The sequence below is a fragment of the Wolbachia endosymbiont (group A) of Norellia spinipes genome (genome assembly GCF_964273535.1).
In genome coordinates, this window is the sequence record NZ_OZ187006.1 from 862,623 (window position 1) to 885,768 (window position 23,146).

The 23,146-nt window shown below is 33.8% G+C and carries 13 protein-coding genes and 1 pseudogene; 8 read left to right on the forward strand and 6 right to left on the reverse strand.

Annotation, left to right across the window (positions count from 1 at the left end):
- The first annotated feature begins 26 nt into the window (after nucleotides 1-26).
- The 6 genes from ACFZP3_RS04240 (at nucleotide 27) to ACFZP3_RS04265 (ending at nucleotide 4,852) form a co-directional block, all read left to right on the forward strand.
- Entirely contained in the window at nucleotides 27-2,327 is a 2,301-nt protein-coding gene (locus ACFZP3_RS04240; RefSeq protein ID WP_386086920.1) for a phage tail tape measure protein, read from the forward strand.
- A 173-nt stretch (nucleotides 2,328-2,500) separates the two neighbouring features.
- A complete protein-coding gene (locus tag ACFZP3_RS04245; RefSeq protein ID WP_386086921.1) occupies nucleotides 2,501-2,848 on the forward strand; it encodes a phage tail protein in 348 nt (115 codons plus the stop codon).
- The gene (locus ACFZP3_RS04250; protein ID WP_386086922.1) at nucleotides 2,845-3,054 is read left to right on the forward strand and encodes a tail protein X; all 210 of its coding nucleotides are present in this window, start codon (nucleotides 2,845-2,847) and stop codon (nucleotides 3,052-3,054) included. Before ACFZP3_RS04245 ends, ACFZP3_RS04250 begins: the two co-directional genes overlap by 4 nt.
- On the forward strand, nucleotides 3,055-4,005 hold the full coding sequence (locus ACFZP3_RS04255; protein ID WP_386086923.1) for a phage tail protein: 951 nt from the start codon (nucleotides 3,055-3,057) through the stop codon (nucleotides 4,003-4,005).
- A 33-nt stretch (nucleotides 4,006-4,038) separates the two neighbouring features.
- Nucleotides 4,039-4,566, forward strand: a complete 528-nt coding sequence (locus ACFZP3_RS04260) for an ankyrin repeat domain-containing protein (RefSeq protein ID WP_386086924.1) — start codon at nucleotides 4,039-4,041, stop codon at nucleotides 4,564-4,566.
- Between the two features lie 67 nt (nucleotides 4,567-4,633).
- Nucleotides 4,634-4,852: a hypothetical protein gene (locus ACFZP3_RS04265; RefSeq protein WP_386086898.1), complete on the forward strand. Its 219-nt coding sequence runs from the start codon at nucleotides 4,634-4,636 to the stop codon at nucleotides 4,850-4,852.
- Here the strand turns inward: ACFZP3_RS04265 and ACFZP3_RS04270 are convergent.
- A pseudogene (locus ACFZP3_RS04270) lies at nucleotides 4,843-5,349 on the reverse strand (phospholipase D family protein); the annotation flags it as partial. The gene ACFZP3_RS04265 and the pseudogene ACFZP3_RS04270 overlap by 10 nt on opposite strands.
- Here ACFZP3_RS04270 and ACFZP3_RS04275 point away from each other — a divergent pair.
- Complete coding sequence (locus ACFZP3_RS04275) at nucleotides 5,348-6,265, forward strand: patatin-like phospholipase family protein (protein WP_386086925.1); 918 nt, start codon at nucleotides 5,348-5,350, stop codon at nucleotides 6,263-6,265. The pseudogene ACFZP3_RS04270 and the gene ACFZP3_RS04275 sit on opposite strands and share 2 nt — an antisense overlap.
- Before the next feature lie 114 nt (nucleotides 6,266-6,379).
- On the opposite strand, the gene ACFZP3_RS04280 is transcribed toward ACFZP3_RS04275, so the two are convergent.
- The 4 genes from ACFZP3_RS04280 to ACFZP3_RS04295 form a co-directional block, all read right to left on the reverse strand.
- Complete coding sequence (locus tag ACFZP3_RS04280) at nucleotides 6,380-7,309, reverse strand: helix-turn-helix domain-containing protein (RefSeq protein WP_386086926.1); 930 nt, start codon at nucleotides 7,307-7,309, stop codon at nucleotides 6,380-6,382.
- A 117-nt stretch (nucleotides 7,310-7,426) separates the two neighbouring features.
- A complete protein-coding gene (locus ACFZP3_RS04285) occupies nucleotides 7,427-8,677 on the reverse strand; it encodes a hypothetical protein (RefSeq protein WP_386086927.1) in 1,251 nt (416 codons plus the stop codon).
- A gap of 273 nt (nucleotides 8,678-8,950) precedes the next feature.
- Nucleotides 8,951-9,619: a RadC family protein gene (locus ACFZP3_RS04290; RefSeq protein WP_386086928.1), complete on the reverse strand. Its 669-nt coding sequence runs from the start codon at nucleotides 9,617-9,619 to the stop codon at nucleotides 8,951-8,953.
- 185 nt (nucleotides 9,620-9,804) lie between these two features.
- The gene (locus ACFZP3_RS04295; RefSeq protein ID WP_386086929.1) at nucleotides 9,805-10,716 is read right to left on the reverse strand and encodes a helix-turn-helix domain-containing protein; all 912 of its coding nucleotides are present in this window, start codon (nucleotides 10,714-10,716) and stop codon (nucleotides 9,805-9,807) included.
- A gap of 113 nt (nucleotides 10,717-10,829) precedes the next feature.
- Between ACFZP3_RS04295 and ACFZP3_RS04300 the strand changes: the two genes are divergently transcribed.
- Nucleotides 10,830-11,714 carry an Rpn family recombination-promoting nuclease/putative transposase gene (locus ACFZP3_RS04300; RefSeq protein ID WP_250120258.1) on the forward strand — a complete coding sequence of 295 codons (885 nt, stop codon included), beginning with the start codon at nucleotides 10,830-10,832 and terminating at the stop codon, nucleotides 11,712-11,714.
- Between the two features lie 4 nt (nucleotides 11,715-11,718).
- Here ACFZP3_RS04300 and ACFZP3_RS04305 read toward each other — a convergent pair whose 3' ends face one another.
- On the reverse strand, nucleotides 11,719-23,115 hold the full coding sequence (locus tag ACFZP3_RS04305; protein ID WP_386086930.1) for an ankyrin repeat domain-containing protein: 11,397 nt from the start codon (nucleotides 23,113-23,115) through the stop codon (nucleotides 11,719-11,721).
- Nucleotides 23,116-23,146 lie beyond the last annotated feature (31 nt).

The following is a 23,146-nucleotide window of genomic DNA, read 5'->3' on the forward strand; positions in this document are numbered from 1 at the left end:
TGGGAAGAAACAGCAAAGAGGTCTAAATGTCAACGTTATCTATAAAAATCGGAGCAGTCTTAGATGGTAGTTTTAATACTGTAATAAAAGGAAGTAGCAGTCAACTTACTCGTCTTGGTGAGAATATAAGAAAGCTTGATTCATCTTTAAAATCAGTATCAAAATTTAAGCAGTTGGGTAGTGATGTTTTGACTAGCAGGAGGTCATGGAAAGGCTTTGAAGATCAAGTCAAATCTTTAGCTAAACAGATCAAAGCAGTGGAAAAGCCAAGCAAGACTTTAAAAGCTGAGTTTGATAAGGCTAAAACTTCTGCAATAAAAGCAAAAGAGGCTTACCTAAAGAAGAGAGAATCATTGCATTTGCTCAATGAAGAAGTAAGGAAAAGTGGCAGAAACATTAAGTCATTAGTAAGTGATCAATATAAACTTGGTTCTTCTATTGAAGTACTAAAAGGTAAGTATGGTAAGCTTGGATCTGCAATACGTAGTCACCAAAGTTTTTTAGCAAGTAAGGCACATTTTAAGTCACAAATTATAGAGACTGTTGGACTAGGTATTTCACTTGCAGCGCCAATTAAAGTTGCGATTGATTTTGAAAGTGCTATGGCTGATGTTAAAAAAGTAGTAAAGTTTGATGATGAAACAAAAGAAGTTGACAAATTTGCGCAGAAACTAAAGGAGATGTCACATACTATACCATTATCAGCTGCAGAATTAGCACAAATAGCTGCAAGTGGTGGTCAACTTGGTATCAAGAAAGAAGATCTTTTTAAGTTTACAGAAACAGTGGCAAAAATGTCAACAGCATTTGATATGTCTGCAGAGCAGGCAGGTGATTCCATAGCTAAACTCTCTAATGTTTATGGAATTGATGTTAGTGAAATGGAGCATGTTGGTAATGTAATCAACCACTTATCAGATAACACTGCTGCTAAAGCAAAAGACATGGTTGAAGCTCTAGCAATAGTTGGTGGTACTGCAAAGCAGTTTGGATTAAAGTTTGAACAAACAAGCAGTTTAGTAAATGCTTTCATTAGTTTAGGCAAACAACCAGCAAAAGCTGCAACTGCTATAAATGCTCTACTTAGTAAACTTCAGACTGCTGAAGAACAAGGAGGGGATTTTAAAGCAGCATTAGAAGAAATGGGAATAACTGCAGAAGAAATGGCCCAAAGAGTAAGCGAAAATGGTCAAGAAGCATTGCTATATTTTTTCCAAACTCTAAAAAAAATGGATAACCAGGAGCGTTCTCAAACCCTGATGAAACTTTTTGGCCAAGAATTTCAAGATGATATTGCATTATTAGCTGGAAGTTTTAATAAGTATGAGGATGCAATAAAGTTATTGACTAATACAGAAAAGTACAGAAGCTCTCTGCAAGAAGAATTTAAAAATCGTGCAGACACCACAGCCAGTAAATTACGACTTCTTCGAAATGCAATAGCTGAAGTTGGTATGAACCTGGGCTCAGTGATGCTGCCTACTTTAAAATCTATAGTTGAACTTTTACAAGAAAAAACTAGATATATAGCAGAGTTTGCAGAAAAATATCCAACTTTAACCACGGCGATCATGGGTACTGTAGCAGCTTTGATAAGTTTAAAAATTGCAGCAGTAGGACTAGGATACGGATTTACATTGCTAGGAAGTACGATTTTTGGTCTGAAAGCAAACCTACTTGGAGTATTTTCATTTTTATCAGCTACAGTTTTTCCTGCAGTTATAACAGGGCTAAGAGCAATAACACTCGCTGTAATGAGTAACCCAGTTGGACTTTTAATAGCAAGTCTTGTCACTGGTGCAGCTCTTGTTATAACTAACTGGCAAAAGGTGAAAGACTTTTTCTCTAGCTTTTGGAAATCGATAATAAAACCCATAGAAGAAGCTTTTTCATGGATGGGAAATACAGTTAGTAGCACATTTGGAAAAATCTCTGAAAATAGTCCACTGAAAGAATTTGAAAAAAGAAAAAGTATTGTTACTGAAATAAAAGCAGTACATAGTCCCCTAAAGAGTAATATTCTCAACAGTGGAAATCCTGTGCTAGGTAACAGTATAATTAAAGAATTTTCAAAGAGAAATAAAAATAGCTTCAGAGTCAAAAGCCTTATTGAGGAGAAAAAGTTTACAGAGAGCAATAAGATATTTGCAAGGAGTAAGTTTGAAAATAAAGAACAAAATAAAACTCAGAACATCACTAATAATTACACTATCAGCATTAAAGCAGAACCTAACCAAGATGTTCGTAGTCTTGCAGATGAAGTAATAAAAAGGATAAGAGAAAAGTCACGTGATGTTTTATTTGATACAGTAGAGACGTTTTATTGATCAACTATGTTTTTTAAAATTTTTTGAATTTAGTCTCATTTGTTGATAATTTTGTATTTTTATTCAATTGAAAAATGTATTTTGGCAACAAAGATCTTAGTTTATACAGAAAGAAATTTATATCAAACAGCAACCACTGCTTAGATTTTATGGTTAACGAATATGTGCTTTAAATGTTATCTCTTGGTCCATATAAATTTACTCCGATAAGTTTGAAGTACAGTAAAGAAAATCGTTGGAGTGTAATTGAATGTATCGATAAAATGCCTTCACTACAAAATATTGGTCAAGGAGTGGAAAATATAGACTTAGAGGGAATAACTTATCTTCATAACCCTGGAAATTTAAGTCAATTAAATAGTGCAAAAGAAGCAGAAGAACCTCACACTTTGGTTGACAACATGGGAAATGTTTTTGGACAGTTTGTGATTACAAAATTAGAAGAAAATCAAACATCATTTTTCCCTTGTGGATTGCCGAAAAAAGTTGAATTTAATTTAAGCTTGAAGCGTTATTCATGACTATATACTACTTAGCAAAAGAAAATGATATGCTAGACTATATTTGCTGGAAGCACTATGGATTTACTTCAGGAGCAGTAGAAATAGTATTAGAAGAAAACCCTGGACTTGCAGAATACGGAAGCTTTTTGCCTGCAGGATTAAAGATAAAGCTTCCTACTATTAAGAAAACAGTACAAAAGTCAAAATTAAAGGTCTGGGAATAAATGCAGCCAGATTTTATAATAGATAAATGCGAATCAATTAAAGATAGAGTTATATCATTGCGCCTCACAGATGAATCTGGGACAATAGACGATGTAGTTGAAGTGTATGTTGATTACAGAGATGAAAACTTAAATATCCCAGATGAATTGAATATTTCTTTAGGGTACAGGGAAATCGGAGTGATGCCCATGGGTGTATATACAATTAATGAAATTACAGTACAGAGTCCACCTAAAACCTTACTAATAAAGGCTCATGCAACAAATTTAAGACTATCATTAAAGGAAAAAGTATCTAAAGAATGGCATCAAATTACTCTAGGTAACTTGGTTAAGGAAATAGCAGAAAAGCACGGGTATGGATGCAGAGTTGCAGAAGAATTTGAAAATGTGTTGATTCCACATATTAATCAAATAGAAGAAAGTGATATAAGTTTATTAACAAAAATAGCAATAGAATATGAGGCAATGGCAAAGCTAGCTGGCGGATACATACTCTTTATTCCAAAAGGCAAAGCAAAGTCGGCAACTGGAAAAGCTTTAGGAACAACAGCTATTAAACCTCAAGACACGATAAATTGGAAAGTGCATTTTACCGTAAGCAGGTACAACTCAGTGATTGCAAAATGGCATAGCTATGAAAGAGGTGAAACTATATCAGAAAAAGTTGGCTCTGGTAGTCCAAGTTATACTATACAGACGCTTTACTCTAATGTAGAATCAGCATTAAGTGCAGCAAATGCTAAGTTAAAACAATTAAAGCGAAATAATGCAGTATTGGATGCCACTATGCCTGGTAATCCAGAACTATTTGCAGAGGCAAAACTTAGCTTGTTAGGATTTCATCAAGACATAGATGGTGAATGGGTAATCGACAGAGCAGAACATGTGTTAGATAGTTCAGGTTATCACACTGTGTTATCAGCATCAACGTTAAAGAAAAATCAGTAAAACAAATGTTTAATATTGAAAAAAGTATTGAATATGAATAGAGACTCAAGAAATAAGCTACATTTTCGGTGGTGTATAACAATGATAATATGTGTTGTTATTACCTATTGCTATATGAAAACAAAAGCTACAGATAATTATAAAACAATGTTGCAAGTTGCTTCTAAGAGCTGCAGCCTAGAAGTAGTGAAATTTTCAGTAAAAAACCTATTAGATATTAATACACAAATTCCTATGATGAGAGCTTTGCATTATTCATCTAGTTCAGGGTGTCTGCAAGTTGTAAAGTTCCTTGTAGAGGAAGGAGCTGATATAAGTGCCACAGGTGGATATATGGGATGGACAGCCTTGCATCATGCTGCAGATCAAGGACATTTAGAGGTTGTTAAGTTTTTATTAGACAAGGGTGCAGATCCCACTGCTACAGCTAAAGATGGAAGAAGACCTAGAAATATGGCTGTAGTGGAATCAAAGCATAACGAACGAAAGCAATACAGAGAAATAATAAAGCTACTTGCAGAAGCAGAGGATCAATACGAATCAACAAAAAGTAATCACTAAAGCTATAAGTTTTCTATGATCTGTATATAAACTTCCAAAACTATTCATAATAGATTAATACTTTCACATGAAAAAGCAAAAAGTTCCAATTACAGTAATTATCACGTTATTAATCCAAACCGTAGCAATCATATGGTGGTTATCCAAGTTAGACTCAAGGGTACAATTTCACGATAAACTTATTGAATATGGTTTAATGGAAAAAGTGTTAGTACTTGAGGAAAGGGTGAAAAATCTTTCTGAGGAATTAGATGAATTCAAAGATAACTTAAAGTCTGGTGTATAATGCTTAGACTGCGATTGGCGATTTTTCCAATTTTTGACGTATTGTTCAACTAGTGGAGAATCTCCTGTTATGATCAGTAGGTTTTCAGCATTTCTTTGCTGAGCTGCATCTGAAAAGTTAAATGATCCAGTTATGACTTTTTGATTATCAATAATAATTACCTTGCTATGAGCAATAGCAGGTTTAAAGTCAATCCATATCGGGATTTTGTGCTCAAATAATTCGTTAATTACACTATGTTTTGAACTAGTTTGTGATTCATCTAGAATAACCTTAATATCAACACCACGTTCCTTAGCTTCGATTAGCGACTTTGCAATAGATTTAGAAGTAAATGAATATGCTTGAACCAATACAGACCCTTTAGCATGCTCTACGGAATCAATTATTAGATTGGTGCAATTTTCTCTAGGAGTGAAACAGACAGTGATTCTTGGACAGGAAACGCAACCTGATAAAAGCGAGCAAGTTAATAAAATCAATAAATATCTAAACATGGCAAAATACATTCTTTCAGTGGACGGCGGAGGCATAAGAGGAATAATACCAGCCATAATATTAGCAGAAATAGAAAAAAGAACAAGAAAACCGATAGCTGAAATCTTTGATCTAATGGCTGGTACTTCAACTGGTGGGATTGTTGTAGCAGGGTTATGCAGGAAAGATGAACAAGGAAATCCCCAATACTCAGCCAATGATTTAGTTGAATTTTACCAAGAATACGGGTCATATATTTTTAAATCTTCATTCTTCAGGCGATCAATATTATCTTGGTTTAACTGTGCACAATACCCACATAAAAATATTGAATTTGTACTGGATAAATATTTTGGTGATGATACTTTACAAAGCACCTTAAATAATGTACTGATTGCAAGTTACGATATTCACAATAATTGCCCATTTTTCTTCAAAAGCTGGAAAGAAGGTAATATTAAGCTGAAAGATGCACTCAGAGCTGCAACGGCTGCACCTACTTATTTCATACCAAAACATCTCAAAATTAACCAGATAAACAGAGTATTAGTGGATGGAGGGGTTTTTGCCAATAATCCAGCGGCTTGTGCATATGCAAGTGGTAAAAAATTGTTTCCAAATGATGAGATTATACTGTTATCACTAGGTACTGGTAGAACAGATAGAAGCATAGCTAATTCAAGGAGATTTGGAAAAATAAGCTGGATAAAACCACTACTACATGTGATGTTTGCCTCAAGTTTAGATGCAGTAAATTATCAGTTGGATCAAGTTATAGGTGATAAATATATACGTATACAATCGCAATTAAAAATAGCATCACCTGATATGGATAATATTACATCAAAAAATATCAAATCTCTTCAGGAGGAGGCAAATGCAATGATAGAGGACAATCATAAAGTGATAGAAAAATTCTGTTATGTTTTATCTTGATACGTCAAATTCTGCAGAGCTAAACAAGAGTTTATAATAGATATATTAACTACTTTTATTTATATCTTAATATATTATTTCTGAGTCAGTAAACTACTGAAGTTTTTAACCCAGTTAAGTTTTAAAAGCACAATTTTCAAGCTCCTCAATAGATAAATCTGTTATTTTAGAAATAGCATCAATAGAAACGTCCAACATACGTAAATTATTTGCAACTTTTATTGCCTCTGCTTTGTAAATCTTTTCTTTGTAAACTTGCTTTCTTTGCGATAAAAATTCTACCCATATGTCCAGTTCATCTCGTGATTCTTGATTGTCAATCTTTTTAGACTCTCTCACCCAACTCAATAGCTCGTTTTCTGCTTTGCAATTATCTTCTTCATATTTCTTCATCAGATCTTCAGCATTCACTGATAACTTTTCCGCTATTTCCCATAATCTTTCACTTAAAATGGTAACACTCCCTTGTTCATAGTGATATATCTGTGAAGGTCCTATATCTAGCTCTCTTGCTAAATCCTCTTGAGTATATCCTCTTATTATTCTCCATTTTTTTATCTCTTGTCCTTCGTTTGAATGCTCAGAGCCTTTTTTCTCCTTATTATCATATTCTTCAGTTGATAAGCCTGTTGCTCGATAGATAATATCATTATCAAACCCCACTTTCGCTAAGTTCTTGGCCATGCTTACCCTTGCAGCTTTTACATTATTTTCCTCTTCAGCTTGAATAAATCCAGTTAAGTCGCGAATTAACTTGCATGACTCTTGTCCCTTTATTTTTGCTATCATCCATTCTTTGTTAAAAGAACAATTTTCTCTCAGTACTTTTTGTCTAGGAAATAAGCTACCAACATGAACTGATAATGCTTCCGCTATGACTTTTAATTTTTTAGTTGGAATGCCACATGCTCCTTGCTCATATCTTAGTAATGTATGATATTTTATGCCTGTTTTCTCTACTAAATCTTTTAGGGTATACTTTTGTTTTAGCCTCCAGCTTCTTACTTTTTGTGCTATTTTATATCTTATAGAGATATTTGCCATATCGTAACAATTTTACCGAAATAAACATCTGTTATTTTGCTACAACCTAAGTTTAGCTTATAAAGATTTTGTAATTTTATGATTTTGGTTAAAGAAGGGAAGAAAACCTCCCTTCGTTTAAAGTTTCCGAGAGGTCTCTTTACTACCTGCATATATCCTATTAACCCATGATAATGTTTCATTATTACTAATCGCCTTTATTTCTTCTTTTGCCTTTTCTTTATTCCACTTGCCATCCCTAGGAAAACTTCCCTTTTCTACCGCTTCTTCGACTGACATTCCTCCAAAAAAACATCCTTTTCCTATAGTTTCCCCTCTTTTTTGTAGCTCAGACCATATTTCTTTATCTGCTACTCTGACCTCTACTTGACTGTCATTTTCCGCATTATGATATACTACAATTTTCAGGCTACCAATACTTGTGGGAAATGCTACCTCAAAAGCACTATTGTCAGACACATCAACATAATTCCTTTCACCTTCTTTTCCAATTCTAACTTCAACCTTGCTATTTCCTATTTCTATAACATCACCTCCTAATTTTACCTCTCCTGTCGTTAACCCTAAATTTTTTGTACCTTCCAATACTCTTGCAATATTTACCTTACTATTTTCAGAAAATTTCATAAAAAACGTCTGATTGTCTATTTCCACATCTTCTATGATTCCTTCATTTTCAATAGCACTTTCACCGATTTCTCTCAGTTCTTTAAGCCACTCATCTATCTGTGAACGAATCTCTTGATACAGTTTGTTATGCATTTCACTTATTCCCTTATCCTGCAATAGATCGTAACTGAATATTGCTCCATTGAGCATCAATTCACATATTATGTCTTCCTTCTCATTTTCCTTGCATTTGATCGAAGGTATTTTCGATATCACCGTATCAGCAAAACTCTTCTGTCCTTCGCTATAAGCATTTATCCTGATTCCAGCACTTAGTGCTTGGTCTATAGTTTTGTTCAGTTCTTCTACGCTTTTTGCCTTTACTACTCTACTTTTAAACCATCTTAATTCTGCATTTTCACTTGCACTTGGCTCTATCTTGCTTAAGGCTGGAATAAACGGATTTTGACGATTTGAAGATTTTTTGTTATAAACCTCACGTCCTTCTCCAAGATTGATTGATTTTCCAGAAACATCGCTAGGGGAAGGCACACCTTCAGGCTTCTCAAACCTACTTTTATCATCAAATATTTTCGGATCAGTCTCGTCTACAAGTATAAGCTGCTGATTTTTTTTGCTAGTACGCCTTATACCTTCAATAGCACTATATAGTCCTTTTGGTAACTTTTTAGAATCAATGATTAACTCATAAGTATTTCCATCTGTATCATCAAATGATACTGTTTTTTTAGTAGTCATATAGCCTCCTATTAAGCATGTTATTCAAGTCTACAGAGCAATTTATTGCTTTATAATTAACTTAATACGCAAATTATAAAAAGATCTTGTATATCTTGCAACTATTTATAATAAAAGAATAGATTTTTTTGGGACTTTTATTCTTTAATCACGACTTAATATACAAGCTATACAAAGATCTTTTATATTGTGCAGTTCTTGCTCTTCAGATTCTTGACTAAGTTTTTTTGCTACTGTGTAGTAGCCAAACTTCTCAAGCAATTGAAATTTGGTTTATAACAGCTCTCTTTCCTTAAAACTGCAATATCCTTTGTCTGTCATAATAATGTGATCCTCTAGTTCAATTCCCACTCCTTGACATGCTGACACTAATTCTCTAGTCATAACCTTATCATCTTCTGACGGTTCCAAACTCCCTCCTGGATGGTTATGAGCTAATATTATTGACGCTGCTTCCATTGATAACGCCTTTTTTACCACTTTCCTTTCAGATAGGTGTACTTCATCTATTGTACCAAAATACACTTCATCTCTTATCAGACGGTTCTGTTTATCCAAGTATATTACCAGGACAGCTTCTTTTGCTGAAAAGCCTATGTTTACCCTTACATACTCTATCAGCTTTTCTTGGCTATCCATTACAGGTCCTCTCTTTAACCCTTCTCTGAGTGCTCTTTTATAAGCTTCTTTTACACATTCAATTGCTGCGGCTGCATGTTCGGTCATTCCTTCTATCATTTTCAGATCATCGATTTCTCGCCCTAAAATTTCTCCTATTCCTGGGCAATTATCCATTAGAGTTTTAGTAACATCTTGTGCTTGCTTTCTGTCATGAACTGCTCCTAAAAGCACTGACACTATTTCACGATCAAATAGAGCACTTCCTCCTCCGCTTTGTAGTACTCTCTCTATTTCTTCTGTAAGTTTTTCACTATTATTCATAAAATATACTCCTCGTTAATAACAAATTGTTTTTAATTATTTACTGCTGTTTTTTATCAGCATTGGCATAGAGCCATAGCTTTCGAGTGAAGTCAAATCAATTTCTCAATCTTTTTTACTTATTTTTTTATGAATAATTTAAGATATTAACGTATGCTTATTTTATCTAATTGAAAATTAATTCTTTATGTAAAAGAAGTTGTTACTATTTGAGAAATAACATCAGTAGAAAAACCTAACTGAAGTAAATTATTTGCAACTTTCATTCTCTCTACTTTATCAATCTTCTCTTTGTAAATTTGCTTTCTTTGCAAGAAAAATTCTACCCATATATTTAGCTCATCTCGTGATTCTTGATTGTCAATTTTTCTATATTCTCTTGCCAAACTTAATAATTCATTTTCTCCTTCACCATCTTTGCAATCATTTTCTTTATATTCCTTTATCAAATCTTCAACATCCACTGATAATTCTCTTGCTATTTCCCATAATCTTTCACTTAAAATGGTAACACTACCTTGTTCATAGTGATGTATCTGTGAGGGCCCTATATTAAGCTTTTTCGCTAATTCTTCTTGTGTATATCCTTTTATTATTCTCCACTTTTTTATCTCTTGTCCTCCGTTTGGCTCGTATCTCTCTTTATCAGCATATTCTTCAGTTGATAAGCCTGTTGCTCGATAGATAATCTCAGTATCAAACCCTGCCTTAACTAGATTCTTTGCAATTCTTATTCTTGCTGCTTTTATGTTACTTTCTTCTTCAGCTCGGACAGATTTGGTTAATGCATAAATTGCTTTGTGTCCTCCTGTTTTTTCTATGAAATTATACATTTCCTGGGTCTTGGCTTTGTCGAAACAACTATCTTCTTTTAGCACTTTTCGTCCTGGAAAGAGATTTCTAATAGGAATTGATAACGCCTCTGCTAATATTTTTAACTTTTCAGTTGGAATGCCACATGTTCCTTGCTCGTATCTTATCAGTGTATGATAGTTTATGCCTGCCTTGTCTGCTAAGTTTTTCAGGGTATATTTTCTTTTTAACCTCCAGCTCCTTACTTTTTGTGCTATTTGGTACCTTATTGAGATATTTGCCATAAATATTATACAGGTTAATACTACCAAATAAAGATATACAAAATGTTTGCATTTTAGTTGAATATTTCTTCACAATTGTGTATAATTATTAATGCTTTTTATCTTACTTTCTTATGGCTCTTTCGAAGTTTCTTGATGCACGCAATGATTATGCCTTTAAAAGAATATTTGGCACTGAAAAGAATAAAGATATCCTTATTCATTTCTTGAACGATATTTTAGGCTTCACTGGCTTAGCTGCTATTCACGATGTTGAATTCTTGGCTACCATTTTGGACCCTGAAATTGCCGCTAAAAAGCAGAGTATTGTCGATGTTCTTTGTAAAGACTCTCAAGGTTCCAGATATATTATAGAAATGCAGTTCACTAAGACCAAAGGCTTCGAAAAGCGTGCTCAATATTATGCTGCTAAAGCCTACTCAAGTCAAGCTGATCAAGGTGATAATTATCATAATCTCAAGGAAATTATCTTCATAGCTGTTGCTGATTGTATTATTTTTCCAGATAAGGCTGAGTACAAATCTAATCATGTCATTTTAGATCAAAATAGCTTTGAACATGACTTAAAGGATTTTTACTTCGTATTCATAGAACTACCAAAATTTACAAAGACAAAAGAAGACCAACTAGAAAATATAGTAGAAAAATGGTGTTACTTTTTTCGATATGCAGCAGAAACAAACGAAGAGGACCTAGATAAAATAGTTGGTAGTGACGTAATAATAAAACGAGCTTATGAAGAGATGAATAAGTTTAATTGGTCAGAAGAAGAGTTACTAGCATATGAACAAATGAAAAAACGCATAATGGATGAGGTAGCTGCTTTAGCTCAAAAATTTGATGAGGGTCTTAAAGTAGGTCACGAAAAAGGTAGACAAGAAGAAAAAATCGAAGTTGCAAAAAACCTACTTAATGCTGGCATTTCTATTGATGTTATTTCCCAGACAACTGGCCTTCCTCAGGCTGACATTACACAACTTAAGGAAGAAACTTTTTAGTCTACTACCTTCTTCCAGCGACTAATTCTCTGGCATTGCCCGCAATTAATACATCATCTAACCTAGTTCTAGGTCCAGATAAACCTAAGCTTTGCGGTTCTTTTATATTATCCATTTTTAGTACGTTATTTTCATTATGTAGCATTTGGTGTATTGATTGATTTAGTGATACATCTAGCTTGTTATTAAATGTAGCCATAAACTTTTCAAATTTCTTCGGACTTAATTTACCAGCTTCTTCATCAGGACATGCTTTCTCTACATACGATTTTAAAATCCCTGAAATTTCATTGAATTTACCACTCATGACTTTTCTAGTAATTTCTTTCTGCATTTCCATATAATCAATATTTAATCGATGCATTGATACACCACTTTTTAATCCAGCTTGCTCTACTACTTTCTCAAATTCCTTTGTAATATTGAGTGCATAGCCCTGTGCTTCTAGTGGGGATATAGACTGATCTACTGTAGAAATATACTTCTGACCTGTAACTTTTCTAATTAATAAATCAAGTAACATTATTGTACCATTAAAATCAACATGTGATAGATAGTGATCTCCCATTTCTAGTATTATATTTCCGCCACTAGGTTTAAATTTAACAGGTGTTTGCCTTTCACGCATTTGTTTTATATTTGCATTTACATAATCAATATTATCTCGGGAAAAACCCCCACTTGTAAAATAATTACTTTCTTGTTTTTTATCTGTACCATCAGATGATAGTGTGGTACTTGTTGGACTACTATTACTTACCGAAGCTTTGGCAAATTGCCCATCAACTTGTGAGATTGAATCCTTAGTGCTTGATATTCCCACAGGTTTAGAACTTAACAATCCACCTATAGAGCTCTTTACCCAACCAAATAAATCATTTATCCATGAAGATGGTCTTGTACTACCACTTGCTGCTATCTCAGGTTGATTACTTGAATCTATAGCAAGAGGTTTTCTTGACATATGATGACGAGCATGATCTCCATGGTGATGACGGCGTTTGCGTTGAACAGTTTTGTCTCTTTCTTCTTTGATTTTCTCTAAATATTTTACAACATCATTATGTTTTTTCCAAGAAGCAAGATCCAACGGTGTTTTATCATCCTTGTCTTTAACTTCAAAATCAGCACCTTCTTCTATAAGGTATTTTACTACATCTAAATGACCATTTCTAGCAGCATAGTGTAGAGGAGTCCTACTAGTGTTATCCTTAGCATTAATGTCAGCAACTTCCTTTATAAGATACTCTACTCCGGGTAAGCAACCTTCAAATGCAGCCCAGTGTAAAGAAGTCCTTCCATTACTACTCTTAGTATTAATATAAGCACCCCGTTTGATACATTCTTTAACTTTATCAAGGTCTCCGCTTTTTGCAGCATTCAATAATTCTTTATCTAGATCTAATTGTGCTTGCCTTAAGACTTCCTCTATATCTTTGTAACCACTTTGAATAGCCAATTCTAAAGGTACATCACCATCCATGTCTCTAGCCTCAATGTTAGCGTGCTTATCAAGAAGAAATTTTACTATATCCAATCTGTTCACCCTAACAGCAAGATGCAAAGGTTTTTTATTATAGTCGTCTTGAGACTCAATATTAGCACCTTTATCAATAAGAAATTTTACCGTATCCAAATTACCCTCTCGAACAGCAAAATGTAAAGGTGTTCCCTGATACGTTATTTCATTATTAAATTTAGCACCCTTACTAACGAGAAGTTCTACTGCATTCCATTTACTTTCTCGAGCAGCAAAAAGTATAGGTGTCCAACCATTCCTATCTAGAAGCTCAATCCTAGCACATCTACTAAGAAGAAGCTGAATCATACCTAAGTTACCTTCTTGAGCAGCATAGTGTAAAGGCGTAGAACCATACATATCTTGAGCATTAATATTAGCACCATAATAAAGAACAAGACTCACTACATTCAATTTTCCTGATTGAGTAGCGAAAAAAATTGGTGTATAACCAAAATTGTCTTGAGCTTCAATATTAGCATTATAATCATCACAAAGAAGTTTTATTTTGCTCAGATCACCTGCTTTGGCAGCAAGATGTAAGGGTGTTCTACCAAGTTTGTCTTGAACCTCAATGTTATTACTATTTGGGATTTCTAAAGACGTAGAATTTTCTTGTAAGTTACTTATCAAATCTGAATTATGTATTTTACCAAGGTAGTTTATTACATTAGAATAACCACCACAAGAAGCATAATATAGGGGCTTCCAGCCACCATTATCTTTAATATTAACATCGACTTTTTCTTCCTCTATAAAATATTTTACTATATCTAGTTTACCACTGTAAGCAGCATAGTGAAGGGGAATTCTACCACTATTATCTTTAATTTTTAAACTACTTTTTTCACCTACCACAAGATATTTTACTACATTTAGCTCGCCCCCATAAGCAGCACAATGCATAAGAGTTCGGCCATCGCTATACTTAGCACTTAAGCTAGCTCCTTGACTTACAAGATCTTCAACTTTGCTAAGATTTCCATATTGTGCTGCAATCAATAATTCTTTATCTAATTGCACTTGTTTTAAATACTCTACAATATTATTGTGTTTTTGATCAGTAGCAATATCCAGCAATGTTTTACCGCCTTTGTCTTGAGTGTAAACGTCAGCCCCCTTATCTACGAGGTACCTTACTAAATCCAAGTGACCATTCCGAGAGGCACAGTACAGGGGCGTCCGACCATACCTATCAGCATTATCAATGTCTACTCCCTTGCTGAGAAAAAATTCTATGATGTTCTTGTTATTGTTTTCAGCGGCAATGTGTATAGGTTTTCTGCCAAAAATGTTCTCAGCGTTAATATCAGCACCCTTTTCTATTAAAAAGTTAGCAACTTCTAAGTAGCCTCTCCATGCAGCAAAATGTAGCGGTGTCCAACCATTTTTATCAGTATCATTAATATCAACACATTTGCTAATAAGGTACTTTAGTATATTTAAATGACCACTATAAGCGGCATTACATGTAGGGGGACCACAATAATGATCTTCAGCCTTTAAACTAACACCCTTTTCAACAAGGTACTTAATTATGCCAAAGTGACCTTTTAATACAGCATTGCGTGCAGGAGTATTACCATCTCTGTCTTTGGTATTAACATTAGCTCCTTGATTAACAAGGCCTGTTACTTCACTAATATTGCCAATTTTTGTGGCATTCAACAATGCGTAATCCAATTGTACTTGCCTTGAAACTATTAAATTAGAACTAGCATCTGCATTTCTCACTTTTCTTAAAGTAGATCCACAATCTTCTATCTTCCATACACCTTGTGTAACCTTGCCCCCTGGAATCCAAGTAAATACTCTCCTTCTATCTTTGTCATATTTACCATAATCAGCAGCATATGAATATTCTTTAAGCTCAACATTTCTTATAGAACAGTTATCACCATCAGGTTCAATCTTCCACACATCTCGTGCAACTCCTCCACCTGGAACCCAAGTAAATACCATTCTCCTGTCGTTGTCATAATTGAAATAATTACTAGAAGGATACAAATTTTCATTAAATTCAGCATTCACTATATTAAAATTGTCACCATAAGGTCTAATCTTCCACCTAAACTTATCATTTTTTTCATTCTTTTGAATCCAAGTAAATACCATTCGTCTATCGTTGTCATAATTAAAACAACTATTAGCAGCATATAAATATTCATTTTGATAAATATTTTTAATACATACTTTTGATGAAAATACCACATTCTTCACTGATTCCGGTAATCCACTTTTTAGCTTTTCAAGGCTAGATCTTTTTTCTGAATGGACCTTAGGATAGTTCTCCATCTCCATTGTTTCTTTGATATAGTAAGCTAACTTAAATACTGCACCATTGTTTAAATCATTATTCCTTTGCATTGCATCAAACGCAGCTACATAACCTGAAATAAGCTGAGCAATATAACCATGACTGCGTGCACAACTTAATATTTTTTTTGTATCTACTTTTCCATACACGTCATTTATAACTCCCCTAATTATATCATCAAACAGCTTTCCATCTGATTTATAAATTTCATTAGCAAGTTCATTAACTGAACTATACCTATTACGCAACATGCCATCCTTTAGCTTCTCTTTTGCTACACTTTTTATTGAATATCTTAACTCTTCTATAAAAGACTTTGCCCACTTTTTTACATTAGATGAAGCACCTACTTGATTTATAATTTCCTTCCTTACACTCTCAATCTTTCCCATCATCTTATCTGGATCATTACTTTCAGACTCGATATCAACACTCTTATTAAGGAAGAATTTGACCACATCTAGATTACCATTGCAAGCAGCTATACGAAGAGATGTTCTACCATTTTTATCTTTAGCTCCAATGTCAGCACCTTTATCCACAAGAAACTTAGCTATATTCAAATTGCCTTGCTGAGCAGCCCAGTGCAGAGGGTTACAACCATGGATGTCTTTATCTTTAACACTAAAATGCTTCCTATCAAAAAGAATTTCTACTATGTCCAACCTACCTGCTTGAATAGCAACATACAAAGGTGTTAATTCATGCCTACTTTCAGTATTAATACTTTCAATTTTTCCAATTAAATCTTTAGCCTCATTAATATTATCTCGCATTATAGCATCAAACATGTGCTCCTTTAATAAAGTTACTTTCTCCTTATTAAAGTCCTCTATAATATCTTTCGAATTACAAGCAGAGACTATGCATTTCAGATTAGAGATCATCGTATCATTAAAAGCAAACATCATTTCCCTTGCTGGTTGATAGGTATTCCAATTTTCTACTTTCGCTAAGGTATGATTCTTATGTGATAACACTAAACTACCATCAGTAATCTCGGTATCAAAATCCAATATAGACTTATCTCTAAAATTAACTAACCCAACACTATTATCGTCAATAGGTTGATTATGATAAATCTGTAACCCTTGTTCTTCTGGTTGATAATATCTGAAAGAGTTAGGGTTCATTTCTACATGCTCAAGCCTTAAGTTTGTACTATCAATCTTATAAAGCTCATTATTCATTCGTAATACAATTTGTTGATGTTCTGGGCTTTGAAAATAATCAACTAAACCAATGGATAAAGACCATTTAGTACCTTCACTACCAAGTGTAATATCTTTTATCTCTAAGCTATCCTCTGTAAGGTCGGAAATTGATTGGTTATAATATTCATTTATATAACTCCTTTTACCCTCTTGTATGCTTATACTATCAACATCTGTTACATTCAATTCAGCAAAATCAATAATATTGTAAGGTATGTTCTGATAAGGCACTGCTTTGCTTTTTATTTTTAAATTAAGTCTTATGGGGAATGACGAGATTTCGTGGTTTAATGTATCTGGTAGTTTGATAATATACTGATGTTGTCCTTCTCCCCCTTCTACTGTGGCGTCTTGATAGTAATTACATAGTGTCATATAGTTATCATAATCATAGCTCCTTCCATTATTACGGTATTTCTGAGTAACGTCAGAATTATTATAGCTAAAATCAACAATTACCTGATCTGAGTATATGCCAGCAATTATCACCTTTTCAGCAGGTATTCCCATATGATTTTTAGTGACTTCTATTTGAGATATTGGTATGTCAAAATTATTGTCATCAGCAATACCTTTTGCAATTTGATAAGTATCAAGTAACTCTTGATCTAGAATACTTGCTTGTATAAATGCTTTTAACTTTTTTTCACTATTTTGTATGATTTCTCTGTCAGTATCACTTCCTGAATTTCTCAACTTTTGATACCTAATATCTTCTATTGTATCAGACAAAGACTTATCTTGTATTGTAACAGACTCTGTTATTCCCTGGCAATTTACTTGAATTACTATATTTTTAAAATCATCGATTGTAGTACTTGAAGCAATACTTTGTGTATCATTAGCTAAAAGATCTAAGCTATAGCTGTCTTTTTCTGTATCTTTACTTACTCCCCACTGTGTAATATTAGCAACTTGAACCCTTATTACGTCAATATTTCCTTTCATTTTTCCTGTACTGCCTGAATCACTTATTATCCTAGCATTATCACTGTCTTCATTAACGATAAATATTGTTTGCTTTAATCCCCTGTGATGCACGTTTTCTTTGTTGACTACTCTAACTTCATAATCTTTATCTGTGCAGTTAGATGAATTCTGCCAGACTTCTGCATTTTTTACATTAATCAATCTTGTTTTACAGTGAGTAGTAATATTTTGCTTGCTGTCAGAATTAGACACATAGTTATATGTGTTAACCAATCTTATGTTATTACTATTACCATAACGTATAGTTCTACCATGCAAATTTGCAACGACATTATTAGCCTTAACATTCATTACTAGAGTATTTTCTTTTCCTGGTCCACCTTCAAGAGTACCAGACGTATAGTCATTAATAATAAAAATAGTTTCATTATTTTTTGAGCCAACATAACGTATATTACTACCCTCTGGAATATGCATTACTGCTGGATAATTTGCTGCTGCTGTTAATGTTTTAGGTCCTGAAATATATAATACTGATCCTCTAGGAAATGTTTGCTTTTTTGTATTACTATGCTCTTTTCTTGTTGGATTAGTAAAGATAAAAGGTCCGCCTGAGAGAGTAAAGCTCTCTTGACAATTTCTATAAATTTTGCCACTGTTACATGGAGCGAACGCATCGTCACCTGTGTGCTTTGTATTGATTGTTTTGCTGCATTGAGATTTTTGTATCGGATTTGTTAATGGTGCATCTACAATTCTTAAGCCAAGATTTTCATACTCGTATTTTGTTAGATGAGGGATATGTTTTGCATCCGTATTAACAACATAAACTTTCTTTTCTTCAATCTCTTGATAGCATTGAGGACTATTCTTTATACCACAGATAAACCTTTCCCAACCTTCACTCATAACCAAAGTATAAGGTGTCATAGTCAATATCTTAGAGATATCAATAGAAGACAAATCTCTTTTTACACTAGAGGCTATATTGATCTTGTCAAAAGAGATATCTTTATATTTTTTTTCTAAATCACATGTCCACTTCATCTGCGTCGCACACTCAGGACCATACGGTGATGGCATAATACATATAGCCTGTGCACCCATATTTTTAATCACCTCACTATATTTCTCTTCAATGGAGATTACGTATTGTACAACCGCATCTATGTCATAATTGTCATTTAACAGTTTAATAGCTGCTTCTTTTACGTAAGTTAAATAACCTTTTATTCTAATTGTGTCTTCATATTCTTTTTCTACATCTCTTCCTGTAAAAAACTTGATTACCCCTGCAAAAAATACTTCCGCTTGTTCACCACCAGGTAATAGAGGTACTTGTTCTGCTATTGCTTTTGTATACTCTATTCTCTCATGAATTTCTACACCAATTGTTATTAATACATCAGCAACCATAGTAACTACTGCTGCCCTACCCAAGACTTTGCCTGCAGCAGATAATCCTCTTAAAATCTTAGTAGTTGTACTTACACTTTTCACTGTAAAGCTAACTCCTGCACTTACAGGCCTTATGCTCATGCTTGCTAGTTTTACACCACTACTAGCTGTCCAATAATAATTTAGTGGATGATGATTACCTTGAGCTATTTCGTTTATACTATATCCAAATTGATAAGCAATAGTTGCAAATGTAATACTTTGAACTATAGGATTACTGATAATCTTAACAAACGTTTGACGTACAGGCTGTGGTACCTTACTAATCAATTTTCCCACTTTACTATTAGGAGAAATACTTACGCTTGTCCTAACATCATCCATAGCATCTAGTATACCATTGATACCAAATACTTGCTTTAAAGCATTATTATCATGTCGTCCAAGTGTTGCTGTATCACTTATACTATCAAGCAAGTCATATATAGCCATCATGGAAAAAAACTTTCCACCTTTTGCTCCTTTTATTTTCGCTGAATCAAATTTATCACGATCAAATGCAATTCCTTTTTCTTGAAGGCTGCTTTCTACATTACTAATATAATCTGCAAAAACTTTTTCACCAAGATCATCAAAATGATTTTTAAACGTATCAAAAGTATCTTCCCTAACACCTTTTGCTAGCAAGTTCTGTTTAATTTCCTCTACAATATTAGAGTAATCTTGATTAGTTTGAACATCACCTATATCTTCAATGTATTTTTTATTCTCTAACAACTGCTTATCATTTGATAGTTGATGTAATTTATTATGAATTTTCTCTCTTTCTGCATCTGTAGTAAAATTTTTAATTATATCATCGAATTTTACTTCATAGCCATCGATGCTTAAATAATACTCAATATTTTGTCCTTTTATTTTTTCTTTTATAACGCGATCCTTATCTCTGCCTACTTTTACTAAGATCTCAATACCATCACTATAATCATCTACAAAATATCTTTCTGCATTCTTCATTTCTATAATATCACCTATTATCAATTTTTTATCATTACCATTGTTATCTTTTACTTTTACATATACATCAGTCCTATCAGCATTGCCTATCATATCAAACACTTGCTCACGACCTATATCTACAATTTCATTAGTTAAATCCTTAGCATTATCAATATCAAATAGCTCTTTAACACGTTGCTTTTTTTCTTCCTTTGTAATCTTTTCTTCATCAAACGAATCTATGCAGGCCATACTTACACTTCTTTCTCTTCTTGGCTTTTTACTTGGTGGATACTCCGGCGATGAAGATTTTCTTTTAGAACACTGCCCTACAGTAGGCAACATATGATGTGAACTATGAACTACTCCAACAGGAATAAATCCTTCCTCGGCTGTCCTACTTGTTAAAATAAGTTTATTCGGATTATTAGATCCTTTATCGAAAACAACACCGATAAATTTTACCTCACCACCATCTGTAAGTGTTTTATAGGTAACACCTTCTTTGTACTCTTCATTTATTTGATCATTTGCTTCCCTCAATAAAGCTTGAGCCCCTTTACCCTGCCTTGATGCCTTAAGTTCTAACCCTATTGGAGTGTACTCCTCAGCATTTCCACCTTGAGCCACAAACTTAATACCATGAACTAGCATGTCAATACGTTCCCCTCTACCAGTTTGAAACTCAGTTAAAACTAATGCTCTAGTTTCTGGTGATTCCTGTAATTTTAAGTCACTATAATAACTAAACACTCCATTCAATATTCCCTGGAAATGAGCTTCTTTATTAACGAGACTCTTAAAAGGAAAGATTCCTTCTCCAATTTTTTCTAATAATCTACTATATCCTCTTATTGATAAGGATTGGATATCTAGTGCTTTATCAAATGTTTCTTTTAACTCATTAGGATAAGTAACTTCTTTAAAAGTACCTTGAAATCTATTATCTCCGTTGTTGTACTCTTGTAAAGAATTGTATTTTTCAGTCCAAATAGTAAGATATCTTTTAAAATCTGACTTGTACCTAGTATCAAAATTAAGATTTAATTCGATTATTTCCCTATTCCCTATTTCTCTATTTAATCTATCAAGAGGGAGCACTTCATCCAGCCCGTTCAGAACATCCTTTCTGTTAGCTTCAACAATATTTATTACACAAACCAACTTCTCTGTATTTTCTGGAATGAGCACCATTGTCACAACTGCATGACTCGCATCAAGATTAGCTGACAATCTCTCCCTGGCTCTTTCAGCTGCTAAACGTCCAGACCCACGAAGATTAGGACGTACCTCGGTAGGTATATTGTCTCCATAGATAAAAATGTATTTTTTAAAACCAGTTTTTAAATCTTCAACTCTATTTAGCAATAGTGATTGCCCTAGTAAAAATCTACTAAAATAATGTTTATCTCCCTTCTCAGGTGTACCAGGAAACGTATGATAAATACGTTCTAGATTATCTTTCACCTGTCCCTTTAATTCTATTGTTCCAATCCTTTGCGTATCCCAGTCATCAGCAGATTTTAGCATATCTTGAAAAAGAGGAATTATTTCTTCCCCACGATTTGATACTTTAATATCAGAGATAGGAGATGGATTATCAAGATTGACACCAACACATAAAATGTCATCTGCAGTGGTTAGAACTCGCTGAATATTTGGTTGAAAGCCTTGTGCATACTTTTCTGCTTGCTGCAAAGCCTTATCTGGAGTAGCATTAGAACCTGCTCCCGCTTTTAATTCAATAATAATGGGAATAGAATCCAATGCACGATCAGGACCACGAGCCAGCAAGATAATATCTGCATAACCCCTTCCTGCAAATTGCTCTGGGTAGACTCTAAAATTATACCTGTAGTGGAAATTCATGAAAACGCCTACCGCAAACCCATGATGTGCTGCTTCACGTGCTCTGCTAGCATAGATTAGTGAGTCTGCATATTCGGAGTGAATTGTGTAAATCTTATCAAGAATTCTCCTTAAAGATGCTTTAACTGTTCGCTGATTGGAAATAGCTAGCTTCGCTATATCGACTTCGGGATCCCTCCATAACCCTTTTCTCACTTTTTTAAATTGAACTTCAGAATTATGTTCTATGTCTACTCCTTTATCTTTCACATCAACAACTATTTCTCCCTGATGACCGGCATCTTTAATGATTTTTATTGATTTAACTTTAATTTTATCTAGGTTATTTTCAATAAGAGAGTAAAGCTTGCCTAATACCTCCTTCAATTCACCTTGATCAAACTCTTGAGTGTAAGAATGAGAACCACTTTCTGATATAACAAATAATTTTACTTTATCGATCACATCTTTTTGACTCTTCATTTCACCATTTTTTATAATAGCTACCTTCAAAGTCTTTGCACCGTCAAAGCTAAAATAAATCTCCTTGATGTCTAGCTTTTTTGCCATCTCTGTATCCAACAAAGTAGAAAAACTACCTAGGAAGAAGTGTGTAAAAAACCCTGCTTTTTCTATAGAGTGTAAATAAGATGGAATCTGATCCACAAATGACTGAAATCTCGGTTCAAAAGATTTAAAATCCTCATCTTGCCGGCTTATACCAACTTCTTTATCTGCTTCCTCTATCAATAACTGTATTAACTCAAAGTCTTGTGGTCTTACTTTACCCATGACTCTTTTTAAGCCTTTTGCAAGCTCTTTATCATTATCAATAATATTCCTTTCAAGACCAAAATTATAATGGTTTCGTTTACCTGGTGCACCAACATGAAATAATTGTATTTGAATATCCCCATTACCATATTGAGTCTCAACTTCACCAGAAACACTAATCGTTGCGCTAAGCATTCCACTCATTGCTCTTATTTCAGGTTCACCTCCCCAAGTATCAGGGTTCCTCATGTTTTCCAAGTAACGCTCAAAATCACCTTCAACAAAATCTCTGAACTCATTTCTATAAGAACTTATGTGATCAACTACTCGATTACGAAATAAGTTTCTTACTAAATTTGCAAATGTATCATCATAATTCGCAGCACCTAAATTCCGAACCAAACCTCTAATATGATCTAAATTTTGGGTTACA